The following is a 17,626-nucleotide window of genomic DNA, read 5'->3' on the forward strand; positions in this document are numbered from 1 at the left end:
CTTACTCCAGGATTTCGGTCACGACACCCGCGCCGACGGTACGGCCGCCTTCGCGGATGGCGAAACGCAGGCCCTGCTCCATGGCGATGGGGGCGATCAGTTCGACGGTGAAGGTCGCGTTGTCGCCGGGCATGACCATCTCGACTCCGTCTTCCAGAGCGACAACGCCGGTGACGTCGGTCGTACGGAAGTAGAACTGCGGACGGTAGCCGGAGAAGAACGGAGTGTGACGTCCGCCTTCGTCCTTGGACATGACGAACACTTCGGCCTTGAACTTGGTGTGCGGAGTGATGGAGCCGGGACGGGCAGCAACCTGACCGCGCTCGACTTCGTCACGCTTGATGCCGCGAAGCAGCAGACCAACGTTGTCACCAGCCTGACCCTGGTCGAGGATCTTGCGGAACATTTCCACGCCGGTGCAGGTGGTCTTCTGGGTGTCCTTGATGCCGATGATCGCGATTTCCTCGCCAACATTGATGACACCGCGCTCAACACGACCGGTGACGACGGTGCCGCGACCAGAGATGGAGAACACGTCTTCAATGGGCATCAGGAACGGCTTGTCGACGTCGCGCTCGGGCTCGGGGATGTAGCTGTCCAGAGCGTCAAGCAGTTCGTAGATCGGCTTGGCGTCTTCGGAGTCGGCGGAGTCGGCTTCCAGAGCCTTCAGAGCGGAGCCCTGAATGACCGGGCAGTCGTCGCCGGGGAAGTCGTATTTGGAGAGCAGTTCACGAACTTCGAGTTCCACGAGTTCGAGCAGCTCTTCGTCGTCGACCATGTCGCACTTGTTCAGGAACACGACCATGGCCGGCACGCCGACCTGACGACCGAGCAGGATGTGCTCGCGAGTCTGCGGCATGGGACCGTCGGTGGCGGCGACGACGAGGATGGCGCCGTCCATCTGCGCTGCACCGGTGATCATGTTCTTAACGTAGTCCGCGTGACCCGGGCAGTCCACGTGAGCGTAGTGACGGGTAGCGGTTTCGTACTCGACGTGAGCGGTGGCGATGGTGATGCCGCGCTCTTTTTCTTCCGGAGCCTTGTCGATCTCGTCGAAGGCCACGTACTCGCCGTGTCCGGCCATGGCGGCCAGCTTGGTCACGGCAGCGGTCAGAGTGGTCTTGCCGTGGTCGATGTGGCCGACGGTGCCAACGTTTACGTGCGGCTTACTCCGCTCGAATTTAGCCTTTCCCATGGTAGTTTCCCCCTGAAAGTCTCGTTTAGGTTTCTCTCAGTTTATAAAATGTATGGAGCCCACAGGCAGACTTGAACTGCCGACCTCGTCCTTACCAAGGACGCGCTCTACCGCCTGAGCTATGTGGGCCTTTCAGCTTCGCTTTGGGAGATGATGGATTGGACGGGGTGACAATATGCGGGTGGAGCGGGAAACGAGACTCGAACTCGCAACCCTCAGCTTGGAAGGCTGATGCTCTAGCCAATTGAGCTATTCCCGCTCACTCCTGTAGTCCGTCAGCAAATCCATGCCTCCTACAGCGTGGCTTTCAAAAGTGGTGGTGGGGGGAGGATTCGAACCTCCGAAGGCGAATGCCGACAGATTTACAGTCTGTTCCCTTTGGCCACTCGGGAACCCCACCACTGTACTGGAGCTGGCGATGGGACTTGAACCCGCAACCTGCTGATTACAAGTCAGCTGCTCTACCAATTGAGCTACGCCAGCTCGCGAGCGATGACCTATATCCGCTCATTTGGTAGAACGCAAGGATTATTTTCAACAACCCTTTGCGCGGGTGCCCCGTTTCGCCCGAGGACGTGGCTCTTTACTTAGAGAACTCCGAACTTGTCAACCCTTCACCACCATTTTTTTGAAAAAACCCCCATTTTTTCGTGTAATCCCACTATTCGACCCAGGCGTGTCCGCCGATTCCTCTCCCCCTATCATATCATTATATATATGACGACCCCGTCGTTCAGCGCGCCCAGACGCAATTTTTTCGCGTTCTCGCGCTTTACACCCCGGCCGGGTCGGCTTATGAGCATTCCGTCATGAACGCATTCAGCATCACCCCTTCCGAACCGTGGCTGGCCCCGCTCGCCGGGTACTCAGACCTGCCCTTCCGGCTGCTCTGCCAGCAATACGGATGCGCGGTCACCAACTCCGAGATGGTCAGCGTCAAGGGCCTGCACTTCAAAAGTTCAGGCACCGTCCGCCTCCTGCAGACGTGTCCAGAAGACAGCCCGATGATTCTTCAGCTCTTCGGCTCGGAACCGGAACTGTTCGGGCCGGTCATGGAACAGCTCGTTGACCAGGGGTTCCGCAATTTCGATCTCAACGCCGGCTGCCCGGTGCGCAAGGTCCTCAAATCCGGTTCGGGCTGCGGCCTCATGCGCGATCTCGACCTGCTCGTATCCATCGCAAAGGTCATGGTCGAGAAGGCTTCGGCCCACCCCGAAGGCGGTCGCGTCGGCGTCAAGTTTCGACTTGGCTTCGAAAACGGCGACGACCGCTTTCTGGACCTCGCCCGGCGGCTTGAGGACATCGGCGTCGACTGGGTGACCATGCATCCCAGATACGGCAAGCAGATGTTCTCCGGAAACGCGGACTGGACCCGACTCAAGGAACTCAAGGACGCCGTCTCGATCCCCGTGGTCGGCTCCGGGGATCTGTATACCGCGCATGACGGCGTTCGCTGCTTGGAGCAGACCGGCATAGATGCTATCATGTTTGCCCGGGGCGCCATGTTCGACCCGGCGATATTCAACCGCTTCCGCGATGCCTTCGCAGGACGTCCGGTCACGCCTATGGACGGCGAACAGCTCACCGAGATCGTGCGCGAACACATCCGGCTGACCCGTGAACACGAGGGAACGGAACGCTCCCTGCGGAAAATCCGCTCCATAATTCCCCGTTATGCCAAAGGCCTCGAAGGCATCCGCGCCTTCCGCAACGCGCTGGTGGCCTGCGAGGATTGGGAAGAGCTCGACCGTGTCGTCCGGACCATCAAGGACATGCGTCCCGCAGAGCGCTGAAAAAACCTCGTATTGACGAACACCTGTCACTGCGTTTAACTATTTGCAGACGTGCGACTGCAACCACCCCGAATCAAGGAAGCGCCATGCCCCAGACCACCGACATTCTTCTTGAGGCCGGAACCAACGAACTGGAAATCGTCGAGTTCTACCTCGAGGAAGAGCCCCGCGAGGAAAAGGACGGGGAGTCATACAAGGCCTTCTACGGCGTGAACGTGGCAAAGGTGCTTGAAATCATCCGCATGCCCGAAGTCACCGAAATGCCAGAGGTCTCACACCCCGCGGTGCTCGGCGCCTTCAACCTGCGCTCGCGCATCATCCCGCTTCTGGATCTGGCTTCATGGCTCAAGAAGAAGCGCGTGGAAAACGAGCCTCCCAAGGTCATTGTCACGGAGTTCAACAACGTGACTTCGGCCTTCATGGTCTCCGGCGTGACCCGCATCCACCGCATCAGCTGGGAGGATGTGGAAGCCCCCAACAAGTATGTTTCCGCTCTTTCCAGCGATTCCATCACCGGCGTGGTCAAATTTCAGGACCGCATGGTCTTCATCCTCGACCTGGAACGCATCGTGGCCGAGCTGAACCCGGACCTCTCCCTCAAGCTGGACGACAACGTCAGCTTCGACGAGGAGACCGGATACCGCGCCCTTATCTCCGACGACTCCCCGCTCATCCGCGAGATGATCCGGGACCTGCTCGTGCAGGCCGGGTACAAAGTGGAAAAGACCAACAACGGCAAAGAGTGCTGGGACCGCCTTCAGGAGATCAAGGACTCCGCAAAGGCCGACGGCCGTCCCATTACGGACTACGTGCAGGTGGTCATCTCCGACATCGAAATGCCGGTCATGGACGGACACAGCCTGACCAAGCACATCAAGGAAGATCTGGCCCTGCGCGAGCTTCCGGTCATTCTCTTCTCGTCCCTCATCACGGAGCGGCTTCGCCACAAGGGTGAATCCGTGGGGGCGGACGATCAGATATCCAAGCCCGAGATCACCCAGCTCGCCCTGCGCGCCGCCAAGCTCATCGAAGGCGCCGAGGAAGGCTGATCCACAGTTACCGATTATAAAAGAACCCCCGTCCGGCGAACCGGGCGGGGGTTTTGTTTTCTCTTTTCGCGGATGCCTAGCCGACCAGTTCTCTGAGCTTGGCCAGCGCGGCGTCGATGCCTGCGGGGTTCGAACCGCCCGCGCGGGCCAGGTCCGGACGGCCGCCGCCCGAGCCACCGACTTCCGCCGCCACGGGCTTGATGAGTTCGCCCGCCTTGAAGCGGTCGTGCAGGTCCTTGGTGACCGCGATGGCCAGCGACACCTTGCCGCCCTCATGCTCGGCCGTCAGGGCGATGATGCCGGAGTCCATGCGCGAGCGCAGGTCGTCGAGCTGGTCGAGGATGACCTTCATGTTGGGGGCCTCGATGCGCGCGGCGAGCACCTTCACGCCGCCGATCTCCTCGGTTTCGGACATGAGGTCGCGGCCTGCGCCGGATGCCAGCTTGGCCTGAAGTTTTTCCATCTCCTTGGTCATATCCTTGACCTGCTTCTGCAGCGCGGAGAGTTTCTCGGGCAGGTCCTCGGGCTTGGCCTTGAGCATTCTTGCGGCTTCCTCGGCGGCCTTGCGGCGGCCGTTGAAGTATTCGAGCGCATTGGCGCCGGTGGCGGCCTCGATGCGACGAATCCCGGCGGCCACCCCGCTCTCGGACAGGATGGCAAAGGTACCGATCTGCCCGGTGTTCTCAAGGTGCGTACCGCCGCAAAGCTCCATGGACACGCCCGGCACTTCCACGACGCTCACCTCGGCTTCGTACTTCTCGCCGAACAGAGCGGTGGCGCCCTTCTCGCGAGCGGACTCGATGCTCATGACCTCCCGCACCACCGGGTTGGCTTCGAGAATGGCGCGGTTCACGCGCTCCTCGATGTCAGCGATCTCCTCGGGAGTGAGCGCCTTGATATGCGTGAAGTCGAACCGCAGGCGATCCGGGCCGACCAGCGAGCCTGCCTGATTGGCGTGATCGCCCAGCACGGCCTTGAGTGCGGCGTGCAGCAGGTGCGTGGCCGTGTGGTTGCGCGCGGACGCCAGACGCTGCTCGCGGTTCACGGTCATCACGGCGGTCTCGCCGATCTTGATCTCGCCTTCGTCCACGAGCAGGCGGTGGCCGGTCAGCGCAGGCCCGGGCTTCACGGTGTCCGCCACTTCGGCCTTGCCTGAAGGAGTCTCCACGAGTCCCTGATCGCCAAGCTGTCCGCCGGATTCACCGTAGAACGGGGTCAGCTGCGTGACCATCCAGCCGGACTCTCCGGCCTTGAGGGACTCAACGCGTTCGCCGCCTTCGCCGAGCAGCGCCACAACGGTGGATTCGGCCGCGAGAGCGTCGTAGCCGGTAAAGTCGCAGGTCAGGGACTCTTCGAGCAGCGTCTGGAACGTGGAGGCCACGTCCTTCTCGCCGGAGCCTTTCCAGGCCTTCTTGGAACGCTCCTTCTGCTCGTCCATCAGCTTGTTGAAGCCGGCTTCGTCAACGCCGAGGCCGCGCTTTTCGGCCACGTCGTTCACGATGTCGATGGGAAATCCGTAAGTATCATACAGCTGGAAGACCACTTCGCCGGGGACGATGGACGCCTTCTGCGCCACGAGCCGGTCAAGGTCGGTCTCAAGCATTTCCAGTCCCTTGTCGAGGGTCTTGGCGAAACGCTCCTCTTCCTCCCTGACCACCTTGACCATGAAGTCGCGGTGCTCGTTCAGCTCGGGGTAGTGCCCGCCCATGTCGTCGCAGACCTTGGAAGCGGTCTTGAACAGGAAGGACTCGTCGAAGCCGAGCATACGGCCGAAGCGGTACGCGCGACGTATCAGACGGCGCAGCACGTAGCCCCGGCCTTCGTTGGACGGCAGGACCTGATCCGGAATCAGGAAGGCTATAGCGCGGGAGTGGTCGGCAATGACGCGCAGCGCGGTGTCCTTGTCGCAGTCGTCGCCATACTTCACGCCCGCCATGTCCGCGGTGTGATTGATGATCGAGAGGAACAGGTCGGTGTCGTAGTTGGAGTACACGCCCTGACAAACCGCGGCGATGCGCTCCAGCCCCATGCCGGTGTCGATGGACGGGCGCGGCAGATCCGTGCGGGTGCCGTCCTCGGCCTGATCATACTGCATGAACACGAGGTTCCAGATTTCCAGATACCGGTCGCAGTCGCACTGGCCGATGCCGCAATCAGGACCGCAGCACATGTGCTCGCCCTGATCGATATGCACCTCCGAGCAGGGACCGCAGGGGCCGGTGTCGCCCATGGACCAGAAGTTGTCCTTCTCGCCCAGACGATAGATGCGCTCGGAAGGAACGTCGCACAGGCGCTTCCACATTTCGCCCGCTTCGTCGTCATCCTTGTAGATGGTAATATACAGTTTCTCTTTGGGCAGCCCCAGCTCTTCGGTCAGAAACTCCCAGCAGAACTTGATGGCGTCTTCCTTGAAGTAGTCGCCGAACGAGAAGTTGCCGAGCATTTCGAAGAAGGTGTGGTGCCGGGCGGTGCGGCCAACATTCTCAAGGTCGTTGTGCTTGCCGCCCACGCGCAGACACTTCTGCGAGGTGGTGGCGCGGGAATAGGCGCGCTTCTCCTGTCCGAGGAACAGGCGCTTGAACTGCACCATGCCCGCGTTGGTGAACAGAAGCGTCGGGTCGTCCTTGGGAATCAGCGGCGAGGATTCCACGATGGCGTGGCCCTTGCTCTCGAAATATTTGAGGAAACGTTCACGGATTTCTTGGGCTTTCATTATCGGTCACTCCGAAGAATAAGGTTCTCTCCGATACGGCGAAACGCCCCAACAGCCATGCCGGGGCGCTTTTCCACACGGTATATGTCGTCTAGGACTCGCCTTCGCTCGCTTCGGCCTCTTCCGTCACCGGGAGAATGCCGAGGTGTTCCTTGAGCTTCTGCTCGATGCGCTGGGCGATATCCGGATTTTCCTGAAGGTACTGGCGCACGTTTTCCTTGCCCTGACCGAGACGCTCCGATCCGAAGGCGTACCATGCCCCGGACTTGTCCACGACCTTGGCCTCCACCCCCATGTCGAGCAGCTCGCCCTCGCGCGATATGCCCGTGCCATAGAGGATGTCCATCTGCGCCTCCCTGAACGGCGGGGCCACCTTGTTCTTGATGACCCGGACCCGCGCCCGGATGCCGTAGGCTTCTTCCTTGTCCTTGAGCGTCTGGATGCGCCGGATGTCCATGCGCACCGAGGAGTAGAACTTGAGCGCGTTGCCGCCCGTGGTGGTCTCGGGGCTGCCGTAGCCCGTCATGCCGATTTTCATACGGATCTGGTTGATGAAAACCACCGCGCACTTGGATTTGTGGATGGAGCCGGTGAGCTTGCGAAGCGCGTGCGACATCAGGCGCGCCTGACTGCCCACCTGGGTTTCACCCATCTGCCCTTCAAGCTCGGACTGGGGAATGAGCGCCGCCACCGAGTCGATGACCACTATGTCCACGGCGTTGGAACGAACCAGCAGGTCCGCAATCTCCAGTGCCTGCTCGCCGTAGTCGGGCTGGGAAATGAGGAGGTCCTCGGTGTTCACACCCAGACGCTTCGCATAGTTCATGTCAAGAGCGTGCTCGGCATCCACGAACGCCGCCGTGCCGCCGCCCTTCTGGGTCTCGGCAACAAGGTGCAAGGACAACGTCGTCTTACCGGAAGATTCCGGACCGTAGACCTCGATCACGCGGCCCTTGGGAACGCCGCCCACACCCAGAGCCATGTCCAGACCGATCGACCCCGTCGGAATCGTGGGGACCTCGGGGATGGCATCGTCATCAAGACGCATGATGGCACCCTTGCCATACTTGCGCTCAATCGTGGTAATAGCGGTCCCGAGCGCCTCTTTGCGCATTTCCTCGGGACTGAGTGTCGGTTTCCTCGCCATGATATCTCCTTGATGCGGTCCTATTCGAACCGTTTGCGGCGTCAAGCGTTGAGCAACCATCGGTCAATACCAGATCGCCATAAAGCGCGCAACGACACGGAACGCGCCCACCCTGACTGCCGGCGGTCTCCGCTTTTTCAGCCTGCTCCCGCGTACGACAGAAGGGCCCGCCGGAGGCCGCCTTTTCCGCATGGGTTGCAGTTCCGACCTCTTGGCCGTCCTTCTTGTATGCTGCGTAGCAAAATCAAGGCAAAAACTGCGTCTATGGACTGTGCTGCCGTTTCCGGCGGGAGGGTATCACGCGGCCACAGCTCCGGGTGAAACGTCTGTCGCTACAGACATCGCCTGAACCTGAGTGACCGATCAAGAGAGCCTCTGTACCTCTTGCTTCAACAGCATTTGAGGTTGTCCAGCATGACCTGAAACACATCTTCGCGGCTCAGGTCGGACGTGTCCACCACCACTGCGTCGTCCGCCGGGCGCAGGGGGGCGACGGGACGGTTGCGGTCCTGTTCGTCCCGAGCGGCGATCTGTTCCTTGAGTTCTTCAAGATTTGCGGGGGAGTTCATGTCCACGAGCTGGTCATAGCGCCGTTTGGCTCGAACGGCCACGGTGGCGTCGAGGAAGAACTTGTCGGTGGCGTCCGGGAACACCACGGTTCCCATGTCGCGGCCCTCGGCCACGAGGTCGAATCGGGCGCCGAGATCCTGCTGCGACTGTTTCAGAAAGGTACGGACAACCGGCAGAACGGCCACGTTCGAGGCCCACATGCCCACCTTTTCGGTACGGATTTCATCACCGATCGGGCGGTTGTTCATGTGCAGGACGGTCTCGCCGCCGGAGCCGGACAGGGCGAAACGCAGACCTTCCAGCTTCCGCTCGATTTCGTCGGCGGATAGTTCCCAGCCGTTTTCGCCCAGAAAGAGGGCTGTCGCGCGAAACATGGCCCCGGTATCCAGATAGGCTATGTCCAGCCTTGCCGCCAACAGCTTGGCCATGGTGGATTTGCCGACGCCTGCGGGGCCGTCGATGGTCACGATTCTGTTAGGCGCCATCGAGAATCTCCTGCATGGCCTTGATGAATGTCCGGTTTTCCTTCTCTGTGCCCATGTTCACGCGGATGTAGCGGCCGAAGCCGAAGCTGGCCAGCGGCCGCACGATGATGCCGCGCCGCAGCAGCTCGCGGAACAGTCGCTGCGCCGAGGTGGGCGGCAGGAACATCAGGAAGTTTGCCTGGCTCGGCAGCACCTCACAGCCGAGTTTTTCCAGCTCGGAACGCATGTAGTCGCGCCCGGACATGACCGTGGCGAGAGTGGCGTTGTAGAAATCCTCGTCCTCGAGCGCGGTAATGGCGGCTTCTTCGGCCAACAGGTTCACCGTGAAGGGAATCCGGGCCCGCCGCAGATATTCGGCGACCTTTTCGGGCATGACGCCGTACCCCACTCTCAGCCCGGCCAGACCGTAGGCCTTGGAAAAGGTGCGCAGGACCACGAGGTTCTCGAATTTCTCGAAGGCCTGAAGCGGCGTATAGGACTCGGGCGGCCAGACGAAGTCGATGTAGGCCTCATCCACCACGAGCAGACAGTCCTTGGGGAGCACGCCCGCGAGCACGGAGAGTTCCTCCACCCCGGCGGCGAGGCCGGTGGGATTGTCCGGGCTGGTGACGAACACGAAGCGGGTGTTTTCGTCAGCGGCTTCGGCAAGTCTGTCCAACGGCAGCTCGAAGTTTTCGTCCCGCTTCACTTCGCGGTATTCCACGCCGCAGAGCTTTGCGGTGTGTCGATACATGCTGAAGCTGTTGGAGTAGCACAGGATATTGTCCTCGCCCGGGACGCAGCGCATACGGATGAGCATGTCGATGATTTCGTCGGAACCGTGGCCCGTGACGATATTGGCCTCCGGCACGCCGAGGTGCTTGGCGAGCGCGGTGGTGAGCCGCGGGGTGTGGTTCTGGGGATAGCGGAAGGTTCGCGCGCCTTCGCGGGCGATGACCTTCTGGACCCTCGGGGACGTACCGAGGGGGTTTTCGTTGCTGGCGAGCTTGACGACGTTGGCGATGCCGTAGCGCTCCTTGATTTCCTCCACCGACAGCCCCGGCTTGTAGGGGTCGAAGTCGAGGATCTCCGGGCGCATGGAGAATTCGCGCATGAACAGGTCTCCTGTGCTTTTCTGAAAAAAAGAACGGCCTTGAGGCCGTTCCTTGTACTGTCTCGCCTTGCGGAGGTAAAGGGTTATTCCGGCCGCACGGTGAGCACGGGGCACTTGGCGGTCTTGACGACCTTCTCCGCCACGGAGCCGAAGAGGATGCGGTCGATTCCCTTCCGCCCGTGAGTACCCATGACGATCATGTCCACTTTCTCGTCACTTGCGGCCTCAAGGACTTCTTCGGCGGGGTATCCGGTCACCACGCGTCCTTCCGTGTCCAGATCGCCGAAGTTGGTGTTGATAAAGTCGTTCATGGTGTCCTCCGCGCCGGTGACGATCTCGCCGACGAAGTTCTCGATGGAACTCGGCGGCACGTGGAATCCGACATACTGGCTCATGGACGGCGCCACGTACAGGCACAGGATTTTCGCTCCCGAGCACTTGGCTACGGTCTTGGCGTAGTCAGCCACGACCGAGCTGTAGTCGGAAAAGTCGACAGCGCAGAGAATCTTCTTGATTTCCGCCATGATGCTACCTCCTGACTTAATATTATGTTCGCAACCCTGCGAACGGGTATTCCGACTCCATTTTATGCCAAACATGTCTGGTATGGACAAGGGTTTTGTGATTTCTTACCTTATGAAAGACGAAGAGGCGCGCTAGGCAGTTTTTTCCGCAGCCATTTTTCGCCCAACCTCTCGTAATGAAAGACTAAAAACGCATTGATGCCGAGTTGGCAAACGGTTTGCATCAAATAGGCAAACCGCAGCGTTGAGGAGTGATATCATGAAGATCCGTCCCGACATGATCGACGGGGTTCGTCAGGACCAGCAGGACAAGACGAACCGGATCAGGAAGCCCGGCACCGATTTCGGGGATATTCTGAACAAGGAGATGCAGGGGAGCGAGCAGGCGCAGAAGTCGCAGGCAGCGGCGCCCCCCATCATGAATCCCCTGTTAGGAGTCGGGCAGGCCGCTCCCGTATCCTCTGTTTCCGCCGTAGACCAGACCGCCGCCAGACAGGTGGACGGGCTGGTGGACCAGATGGAGCGCTACGCAGCGACGCTCGGCGACCCGTCCGCATCCCTGAAGGACGCGTACGGCGAACTGGAGCAGCTCTCGCAAGGCGTGGACCGGATCAGGGAGCAGCTCCCGGACCTGGGCGAAAAGGCACCCGGCCTCAGTGCCGTGGTGGACGAAATGGACGCCCTGGCCGCGACGGAGCAGTTCAAATTCAACCGGGGCGACTACCAGTAGCAGTCACCCCAGCGGGCAAAGCTAATCCCGGCTCGGCGAAAGCCCGGCCGGGATTGCTCTTTTCCGGCTAGAGACGCCGCACAATGATGCTCAGGCCGTCCGGCCCGAGGCGCTCTTCAAGAAACCGTATCAGCTCCCTGCCCCGCCTCCAGCGCAGCGGCAGCGATGTCTCCGGGCTCGGGGCCATGCCGTGGGCCTCGGCGTATTCGCGTTCAAGGCGCATCCGCAGCGCTCCGGCGTAGGACATCCAGACGGGCAGCAGGAGCAGGTCCGCCAGCCGGTGCAGGCCGCTTCGGAGCAGGCCAGAGTCGAAACAGGCCATTCCCAGCGCGGCGGCGACCTCCGGCGAGCTGTCGGTCTCCCGAACCTCAACGATTTTCCTGCGATGAAAGATCAGGGCGACGGGAAACACCACCAGAAACGCCACGCAAAATCCTACCCAGAACAGGAGCCACGGGTCGAACGATCCGGCCCACAACCCGAGCAGCAGCGTCCAGACCGCGCCCGCCGCGATGCTTCGCAGGGCGCATTCGCCAGCGCCGGGACCTCGCAGACAGTCCACATTGTCTTCCAGCAGCTCCGGCACGGGGTGCTCATAAAAATGAATCTGCTCGATGGTGGCGGGGACGCGCCGGACGCCGTATCGCTCATGCTGCCACTGACAGCAGTGCTCCAGCAGTGCGAGGCGTTCGTAGTCGTCCAGACGCGCGTTGTTCATCCGAGGCCCCCCGGACCGTAGGCGGCCAGTTCGGTATATTGAGGGCCGTTCTGCCGCAACACGCTCCGGAACAGGCAAAACCGTCGCACGGTGAAGGGCGGCCACTCCACCTTGCGCACTTCCTTGAGCAGCTTGCGCCAGTCATCCCCTTTCTCCAGCTTGACGCGTCCCAGCGTGAGATGCGGCATGAACGGCCTGCCTTCTGGGAATCCCAGCGGAGAAAGGGCCTCGTTGATGCCACGGGCCAGCGCGGCGCATTCTGGACCTCCGGCATTCAGGCCGACCCAGAGCACGTTGGGCTTCTTCATGCCGGGAAACACGCCGCCACCGCCGGGTTGGACGGTGAACGGCGAGAAAGGCACGTCCTTCAGAGCGTCCTTTGCGGCGGTGATGCGGTCCGGTTCAAGCTGGCCGAGAAATTTCAGGGTGAGATGCCAGTTCTCCGGCCGTGTCCACGTCATGCGGGACTTCACCTCGCGGCCGAGCCCCGGCAACAGCTTTTCCAGCCTCGCCCGGCATTTTTCGGAGACCTCCACGGCCACGAACGCTCGCTGACCGGACACGGCTACCTCAGAATGCCCATGAGGCCGTTGACGGCGTGCATGACGGTCTGTTCCTTGACTTCGTCGCGCGAACCCTCGAACTGGTTGAGCTTGGTGCGCACCACGGTGCCGTTGATGCACCACGCCATCCAGACCGTGCCGACCGGCTTGTCCGGCGTGCCGCCGGTGGGCCCCGCCACGCCGGAAACGGCAACCGAGACGCTTGCGCCGACCGCCTTCTGCACGCCCTGCGCCATGACCTTCACGACCTCTTCGCTCACCGCGCCGTGGGCATCCAGTACTTCCCCGGGGACGCCGAGCAGGTCGCGTTTGACCTCGTTGGCGTAGGCCACCACGCCGCCCCGAAACCATTGGGAGCTACCGGAAACATCCGTCAGCGTGCTGGAGAGCAGCCCCCCGGTGCAGGACTCCGCCGTGGCCAGCGTATCGCCTTCCAGTCCGAGCAGCTCGCCCACTTCGGACACGGCCCGCAAAATCAGTGTCTTATCCATCGGAACCTCCGCGTTTTCCATGCTCTACAAAATGGAGCGCGCTGTTGCAATACGCACGGCGTGCCGATACATTTCCACACATGTTCACGCCGCGTCAGTTATTGAATAGAGCCTTCGCCAACCGCCGCAATCCGTGGAACTGGCTGCTGCACCTGCTCGGCGGCGTTTTTTTCCTGCTGGCGCTGCTCTTTCATTCATCCACCCTGTTCGGGCTCGCGCTGGGGCTCGGTGGAGTCGGGTTTCTGAACCTGCATCTGCCGCCCGGAGCCGACAATGCCTTCATCAAGCTGGCGCAGGCCGGCCTGAATCTGGAAGACGCCCTGCGCGCCATGCCGCGCGGCTGGCGAAAATGGCTGATCCTTTCGGGGCTGATCTTTGCGGCGACCTTTGCGTTCTGGGCCCTGTGGACGCGTGCGGTGCTGGCCCTGTGCCTGCTGGTCGGGTTCGGCATTCTGGCGCGGGTGGCGGCGCTGAACCGCGCCAACGGCATCAAGCCGTAGGCTGTATTCCGGCCGAAAAAGACCGGGATCTTTCGACCCCGGCCCCTCCGATGCATGCTCTATCTCTAGCGGATGTTCTCGAAACACAGCTCCACGTGCTCTCGCTGCATTGTCTGTGTGGCGTATGCCGCGCCAACCGCCAGCAGCATGGCCACGGGCAGGGCGACCACGTTGGGGTCGACCCACTGCATGAGCCACATGGTCGAGCCCTTGGGAGCGAGCGCCGCCAGCGAATCCACGCCGAACAGGGACTTGCTCAGGCCGATAACCTTGGCCTCCTTGAGGTGCACGAACAGCAGCCAGAACATGGAGGTGGCAAAACCGCCCACCATGGAGATGACGGCCGCCCCCCTGGTCATGCGTTTCCAGTACAGCCCCAGCAGGTAGGCGGGCAGGAACGACGCCGCGCACAGGCCGAAGAAGAAGGCCGTGGCCCGGGCAATGACGGAGGGCGGCAGCACCCACGCCCAGATCAGCGCCGCAAGCACCGTGGCGGCCACGCCAAAGCGCGAGGCGGCCACGGACGCCTCTTTCCCGCGGATGTTCTCCCATATATCGCGAGACAGGGAGGTGCCGCCCACGTGGTACTGCGAGGAAAGCGTGCTCATGGCCGCGGCGAACATGCCCAGCAGAAACAGCCCGGCGAACCACGGCGGCATGACCTTCTCGATGTACAGCGGGATGATTTTGTCCATGTTTCCCGCTGCCATGGCGATGGAAATCTTGCCGAACTTCTCCATGAACACGGCGTTGGAGAGCGCGCCCACGGTGAAGGCCACCCCGGTCATGATGGGGATGAAGATGCCGCCCACCAGCACGGCGCGGTTCAGTTCCCTGTCGCTGTGCACGGTCATGAACCGGACCGCGAGCTGCGGCTGGGCCAGCACGCCGATGCCCACCCCGTAGACGATGGTGGTGTAGATCACCAGCCACAGCGGTGTCCCGAAGCGCGCGCCCTGCGTCCACCCTTCCATACCGCCTATCTGGAGCTTGGAAGGCATGAGGTGCGCCATGGAGGCAAGGGTGGAATGGGCTTCGGTCACGCCGCCGAGCATGTAGTAGGTGCCTCCCAGCAGCATCAGCATCATCATTCCCATGATGAGCGCCTGGAACGCATCCGTATACATGACCGCCTTGAGGCCGCCGGTGATGACGTAGGCCGCCAACAGCACGGTCATGAACACCAGCGCGGCCTCGTACGGCACGCCGAGGGATATCTCCAGAATCCGGGAGATGCCGATGAGCACGGCCGCGGCGTAGATGGGGATGAAGAGAAAAATGATTCCGCCCGCGAAGCGCTGGATGAAACCGGAGCGGTAACGCCGCCCGAGCAGCTCGGGGAAGGTGTGACTGTTCAGGGACAGACCCATGCGCCGGGTGCGCTTGCCGAAGCCGACCATGGCGATGAACACGCCCACGAAGATGGTCAGAAAGGTCAGCCAGAGCAGCGGGAAGCCGAACAGTCCGGCCGCGCCGCCGAAGCCGACGATGGCGGAGGTGGAGACGAAGGTCGCGCCGTAGGACAGGGCCATGACCCAGGGCGACATGCGGCGGCCGGCCAGCATGTAGTCCGTGGGCCGCTGCGTGGTCTTCCATCCCTTGTAGCCGAGGTACATGACCACGGCCAGATACAGCAGGATGGCGATGATTTTGGAGATCATGCTAATCCTCCTGCTTTCGGGGTTTGGCTTCATACCCCTTGTTGTTCCAGTTCCTGATTCCGTAGCCCACGCACCAGACGGATGCGGCAAGGCACAGCCAGAGCGCGGCGGCGGGTTCAATGGTGTCGAATCCCAGCATCGGAGTCTCCTCGTACTTTGAGGGCCTTGGCGGTGCCGGGGGCAAAAAGAAACGGGCCGCCGGCTTGTCGCCTGCGGCCCGTTGTTTGCGTCATGTTCAGGTCTTTACGCCTGAGTCGCAACCTCCGGTCCGCAGGTGCCGGTAAAGAAAAAAAAGAAAAAGAAACCGAAAAATTCGGGTAGCTGGAAGGTGCTGAACCGGAGACTGCGGGACTCGTTGGTTGCCATGCCTGAGCGATACCCGAACTATACCGCATCGGTCAAGTAGCTTTTCGCCATGATCCCGGCCGAGCGGGCCATGAGCCGGGCCAGCATGCCGCCGGAGGCCTGCATGTTGCCGAGCGTCTCAAGAAGCTCCCGCACGCCGTCGGGGAACGGGCCGAGGTGACGGCGCATGACTTCACGAACCGCCCGCTCCGCGGCCTCGTCGCGATCCTGACCCGAGGCATGCACAGACGGCAACCCCTGCGGCATGCGGCTTTCACGAGCCCGCTGCGCCGCGGCGATCCCCGCGCGCCTGCCGAAGACGAGGCACGCCAGCACCATGGCGCCGCCGAGCCGCTGCGCACCGTGCATCCCGGTGGCGCACTCTCCGGCGGCGTAGAGGTTCGATACCGTTGTGGCTCCGTGCTCGTCCACGACTGCGCCGCCGTTTCCGGCATGGGCCATGGGCGCGGCCTCGACCGTTCCCTCGGGTGTGCGAACCCTGACGAATCCGTCGTCTTCGGCTCGCTCCAGCAGCCAGCGGTCGATGGCCGCATCGGCATGGAACGGGAACACGGGACAATGGCCGTAGCGGGTCTCGAGCAGCTCTGCCGGGAATTCCGGATGATGCTCCGCGCCCTGATGCAGAACGATCCGCCCGTTCTTCACGAGTCCGGCAGGGTTGACGTACCCGCCCTGCCGGTCATGCCAGAGAAACTGCACGTACCCGGCATTGGCGATGTCGCACCCCGCGCCATCGAGCAGGGCCAGCGAGATTCCCCGGTTGGCCGGGCCGCAGACGCGATGTTCGTACAGCGGCGCCGATCCGCCCAGGGTCATGACCACGCTGCGGGCGCGAATGGCGACGGTGCGACCTTCCCCGCTGAGGCCCCATGCCCCCGTGCAGACGCCGTCCTCCACGGTGAGGCCGCGGATGTCGAGGTCCGCGTCGATCATGCCGCCGAGCATCCGCACCCGGTCCTCCAGCTTGGCGTGCGCCTGCCGGAGGCCGTCGAACACAAAGGAGCGCGGGCAGCCGCTGCCGCAGCCGGGAAACCGTTGCAGGGTTCCCTCGCTGCGGCGGAAGTCAAGGGACGCGGCCCAGAGTTCGCGGAACCGCTCCCGCGCCTCGTCGGCCATGATGCGCACCAGCTCGGGCCGCACGAACCCGGGTTCCCCGAGCGCCAAAGCCTCGTCGACAAAGGCGTCGCGCTCTTCGTCCGTCAACGGAACCTGAATGCCCAGCGAATCGTTGCGATTGGCAAAAGACGACCCCGCAGGGCCGGGGCGCAGGCAAGCCGAAAGGACGGAAAGCTCGGGCGCGACCTCCCGCGCCGCCTGCGCAGCGCGGAGTCCGGCGAGGCCCGCCCCGAGCACGAGGACATCGGTCTCGGTGCGGATCATCCCAGAACCGACTTGGCAAGCGTTTCGCCAAGCTGGGCGCAGCGGCCCATGACGTCCTCGCGCTCGCGTACCTTTCCGGCCTTGAAGACTTCCAGCACGGGCAGCTCGCCGACGATCTCGTAATCGTGGGATTCCAGCGGCATGCGCATGGCGGGCATGGCAAGACCGAGGTTTTCTTCCTCCACCTGCTCGCCGATGCAGGAAATGACCGCCTTGCGCCCCTGTCCCGCCAGACGGCTGGACCATTCGCGCGGGAAGCCGTCGGAAAAATTGTAATAACAGTACATGCGGTCGATGAATGCCTTCATCATGGCAGTGACGTTGTAGGTATGCACCGGGGTGACAAGAATCAGCCCTCTGGCCTCTTCAATGAGCGGGTAGATGAGCTGGAACCCGTCCTTGAGGCCGGTACAGGCCTTGTCCTTGCGGCAGGCTTCACAGCCGATGCAGGAGTCGAAGGAATAGTCGCGCAGCCGGATCAGCTCTGCCTCTGCCCCGGCCTTGCGGGCCTGCTCCACCATGGCCTCGGCCATGCGATCGCTGTTGCCGCCCCGTCTGGGCGTGGCGCTCACGGCAAGAATGTCAGGCATTGGTCATGCTCCGTGGTTCGGGTTGTAGCAAAGGCTCACAGTATCCTGTGACGGTCAT

The 17,626-nt window shown here is 62.2% G+C and carries 17 protein-coding genes and 4 tRNA genes; 4 read left to right on the top strand and 17 right to left on the bottom strand.

Annotated features, from left to right (window positions below; translation table 11 throughout):
• Position 1: 1 nt before the first annotated feature.
• From tuf to BR24_RS05640, 5 genes are all read right to left on the bottom strand, one after another.
• Positions 2-1,195, bottom strand: coding sequence for an elongation factor Tu (tuf, locus tag BR24_RS05620; RefSeq protein WP_496540515.1), 1,194 nt, complete (start codon positions 1,193-1,195; stop codon positions 2-4).
• 53 nt (positions 1,196-1,248) lie between these two features.
• Positions 1,249-1,324 (bottom strand) — tRNA-Thr (locus tag BR24_RS05625).
• 53 nt (positions 1,325-1,377) lie between these two features.
• A tRNA-Gly gene (locus BR24_RS05630) sits at positions 1,378-1,454 on the bottom strand.
• 55 nt (positions 1,455-1,509) lie between these two features.
• A tRNA-Tyr gene (locus BR24_RS05635) sits at positions 1,510-1,595 on the bottom strand.
• 7 nt (positions 1,596-1,602) lie between these two features.
• Positions 1,603-1,678: transfer RNA gene (locus BR24_RS05640), tRNA-Thr, on the bottom strand.
• Between the two features lie 326 nt (positions 1,679-2,004).
• On the opposite strand from BR24_RS05640, the gene BR24_RS05645 reads away from it, so the two are divergent.
• Together BR24_RS05645 and BR24_RS05650 are read left to right on the top strand one after the other, a co-directional pair.
• Positions 2,005-2,988: a tRNA dihydrouridine synthase gene (locus BR24_RS05645; RefSeq protein ID WP_496540516.1), complete on the top strand. Its 984-nt coding sequence runs from the start codon at positions 2,005-2,007 to the stop codon at positions 2,986-2,988.
• 86 nt (positions 2,989-3,074) lie between these two features.
• Positions 3,075-4,037 carry a chemotaxis protein gene (locus BR24_RS05650; protein ID WP_496540517.1) on the top strand — a complete coding sequence of 321 codons (963 nt, stop codon included), beginning with the start codon at positions 3,075-3,077 and terminating at the stop codon, positions 4,035-4,037.
• Between the two features lie 76 nt (positions 4,038-4,113).
• Here the strand turns inward: BR24_RS05650 and alaS are convergent, their stop codons facing one another.
• The 5 genes from alaS to BR24_RS05675 form a co-directional block, all read right to left on the bottom strand.
• On the bottom strand, positions 4,114-6,750 hold the full coding sequence (gene alaS, locus BR24_RS05655) for an alanine--tRNA ligase (protein ID WP_496540518.1): 2,637 nt from the start codon (positions 6,748-6,750) through the stop codon (positions 4,114-4,116).
• Positions 6,751-6,841: 91 nt separating this feature from the next.
• Entirely contained in the window at positions 6,842-7,897 is a 1,056-nt protein-coding gene (gene recA, locus BR24_RS05660; protein ID WP_496540519.1) for a recombinase RecA, read from the bottom strand.
• A 389-nt stretch (positions 7,898-8,286) separates the two neighbouring features.
• Positions 8,287-8,952: a (d)CMP kinase gene (gene cmk / locus BR24_RS05665; RefSeq protein ID WP_496540520.1), complete on the bottom strand. Its 666-nt coding sequence runs from the start codon at positions 8,950-8,952 to the stop codon at positions 8,287-8,289.
• Positions 8,942-10,045, bottom strand: coding sequence for a histidinol-phosphate transaminase (gene hisC, locus BR24_RS05670; protein WP_496540521.1), 1,104 nt, complete (start codon positions 10,043-10,045; stop codon positions 8,942-8,944). The genes cmk and hisC overlap by 11 nt, the downstream gene beginning before the upstream one ends.
• Positions 10,046-10,128: 83 nt before the next feature.
• Positions 10,129-10,569, bottom strand: a complete 441-nt coding sequence (locus tag BR24_RS05675) for a universal stress protein (RefSeq protein ID WP_496540522.1) — start codon at positions 10,567-10,569, stop codon at positions 10,129-10,131.
• A 259-nt stretch (positions 10,570-10,828) separates the two neighbouring features.
• On the opposite strand from BR24_RS05675, the gene BR24_RS05680 reads away from it, so the two are divergent.
• Entirely contained in the window at positions 10,829-11,299 is a 471-nt protein-coding gene (locus BR24_RS05680; protein ID WP_496540523.1) for a hypothetical protein, read from the top strand.
• A gap of 67 nt (positions 11,300-11,366) precedes the next feature.
• Here BR24_RS05680 and BR24_RS05685 read toward each other — a convergent pair whose 3' ends face one another.
• The 3 genes from BR24_RS05685 to BR24_RS05695 are packed head-to-tail and all read right to left on the bottom strand — an operon-like array spanning position 11,367 to position 13,071.
• A complete protein-coding gene (locus BR24_RS05685) occupies positions 11,367-12,017 on the bottom strand; it encodes a hypothetical protein (protein ID WP_496540524.1) in 651 nt (216 codons plus the stop codon).
• Positions 12,014-12,580 (bottom strand): RNA 2',3'-cyclic phosphodiesterase, encoded by a 567-nt coding sequence (gene thpR, locus BR24_RS05690; RefSeq protein ID WP_496540525.1) that lies wholly within the window; start codon positions 12,578-12,580, stop codon positions 12,014-12,016. Before thpR ends, BR24_RS05685 begins: the two co-directional genes overlap by 4 nt.
• A 2-nt stretch (positions 12,581-12,582) precedes the next feature.
• Complete coding sequence (locus BR24_RS05695; protein ID WP_496540526.1) at positions 12,583-13,071, bottom strand: CinA family protein; 489 nt, start codon at positions 13,069-13,071, stop codon at positions 12,583-12,585.
• A gap of 101 nt (positions 13,072-13,172) precedes the next feature.
• Between BR24_RS05695 and BR24_RS05700 the strand changes: the two genes are divergently transcribed.
• Positions 13,173-13,571, top strand: coding sequence for a hypothetical protein (locus tag BR24_RS05700; RefSeq protein WP_496540527.1), 399 nt, complete (start codon positions 13,173-13,175; stop codon positions 13,569-13,571).
• Positions 13,572-13,636: 65 nt separating this feature from the next.
• Here BR24_RS05700 and BR24_RS05705 read toward each other — a convergent pair whose 3' ends face one another.
• The 4 genes from BR24_RS05705 to BR24_RS05720 all read right to left on the bottom strand — a co-directional run bounded on the left by BR24_RS05705 (position 13,637) and on the right by BR24_RS05720 (position 17,568).
• On the bottom strand, positions 13,637-15,232 hold the full coding sequence (locus tag BR24_RS05705; protein WP_496540528.1) for a sodium:solute symporter family protein: 1,596 nt from the start codon (positions 15,230-15,232) through the stop codon (positions 13,637-13,639).
• A 1-nt stretch (position 15,233) separates the two neighbouring features.
• On the bottom strand, positions 15,234-15,371 hold the full coding sequence (locus BR24_RS05710; RefSeq protein WP_496540529.1) for a symporter small accessory protein: 138 nt from the start codon (positions 15,369-15,371) through the stop codon (positions 15,234-15,236).
• Positions 15,372-15,616: 245 nt separating this feature from the next.
• Positions 15,617-16,978 carry an FAD-binding protein gene (locus BR24_RS05715; protein ID WP_496540530.1) on the bottom strand — a complete coding sequence of 454 codons (1,362 nt, stop codon included), beginning with the start codon at positions 16,976-16,978 and terminating at the stop codon, positions 15,617-15,619.
• Positions 16,975-17,568: a flavodoxin family protein gene (locus BR24_RS05720; RefSeq protein WP_496540531.1), complete on the bottom strand. Its 594-nt coding sequence runs from the start codon at positions 17,566-17,568 to the stop codon at positions 16,975-16,977. The genes BR24_RS05715 and BR24_RS05720 overlap by 4 nt, the downstream gene beginning before the upstream one ends.
• Between the last annotated feature and the right edge of the window lie 58 nt (positions 17,569-17,626).

It is taken from the genome of Pseudodesulfovibrio halophilus DSM 5663, assembly GCF_059568665.1.

Excerpts from the sequence above, each read along its gene's own strand:
- tuf (WP_496540515.1), bottom strand. The coding sequence starts at position 1,195 with ATGGGAAAGGCTAAATTCGAGCGGAGTAAGCCGCACGTAAACGTTGGC.
- BR24_RS05645 (WP_496540516.1), top strand. The coding sequence starts at position 2,005 with ATGAACGCATTCAGCATCACCCCTTCCGAACCGTGGCTGGCCCCGCTC.
- BR24_RS05650 (WP_496540517.1), top strand. The coding sequence starts at position 3,075 with ATGCCCCAGACCACCGACATTCTTCTTGAGGCCGGAACCAACGAACTG.
- alaS (WP_496540518.1), bottom strand. The coding sequence starts at position 6,750 with ATGAAAGCCCAAGAAATCCGTGAACGTTTCCTCAAATATTTCGAGAGC.
- recA (WP_496540519.1), bottom strand. The coding sequence starts at position 7,897 with ATGGCGAGGAAACCGACACTCAGTCCCGAGGAAATGCGCAAAGAGGCG.
- cmk (WP_496540520.1), bottom strand. The coding sequence starts at position 8,952 with ATGGCGCCTAACAGAATCGTGACCATCGACGGCCCCGCAGGCGTCGGC.
- hisC (WP_496540521.1), bottom strand. The coding sequence starts at position 10,045 with ATGCGCGAATTCTCCATGCGCCCGGAGATCCTCGACTTCGACCCCTAC.
- BR24_RS05675 (WP_496540522.1), bottom strand. The coding sequence starts at position 10,569 with ATGGCGGAAATCAAGAAGATTCTCTGCGCTGTCGACTTTTCCGACTAC.
- BR24_RS05680 (WP_496540523.1), top strand. The coding sequence starts at position 10,829 with ATGAAGATCCGTCCCGACATGATCGACGGGGTTCGTCAGGACCAGCAG.
- BR24_RS05685 (WP_496540524.1), bottom strand. The coding sequence starts at position 12,017 with ATGAACAACGCGCGTCTGGACGACTACGAACGCCTCGCACTGCTGGAG.
- BR24_RS05695 (WP_496540526.1), bottom strand. The coding sequence starts at position 13,071 with ATGGATAAGACACTGATTTTGCGGGCCGTGTCCGAAGTGGGCGAGCTG.
- BR24_RS05705 (WP_496540528.1), bottom strand. The coding sequence starts at position 15,232 with ATGATCTCCAAAATCATCGCCATCCTGCTGTATCTGGCCGTGGTCATG.
- BR24_RS05710 (WP_496540529.1), bottom strand. The coding sequence starts at position 15,371 with ATGCTGGGATTCGACACCATTGAACCCGCCGCCGCGCTCTGGCTGTGC.
- BR24_RS05715 (WP_496540530.1), bottom strand. The coding sequence starts at position 16,978 with ATGATCCGCACCGAGACCGATGTCCTCGTGCTCGGGGCGGGCCTCGCC.
- BR24_RS05720 (WP_496540531.1), bottom strand. The coding sequence starts at position 17,568 with ATGCCTGACATTCTTGCCGTGAGCGCCACGCCCAGACGGGGCGGCAAC.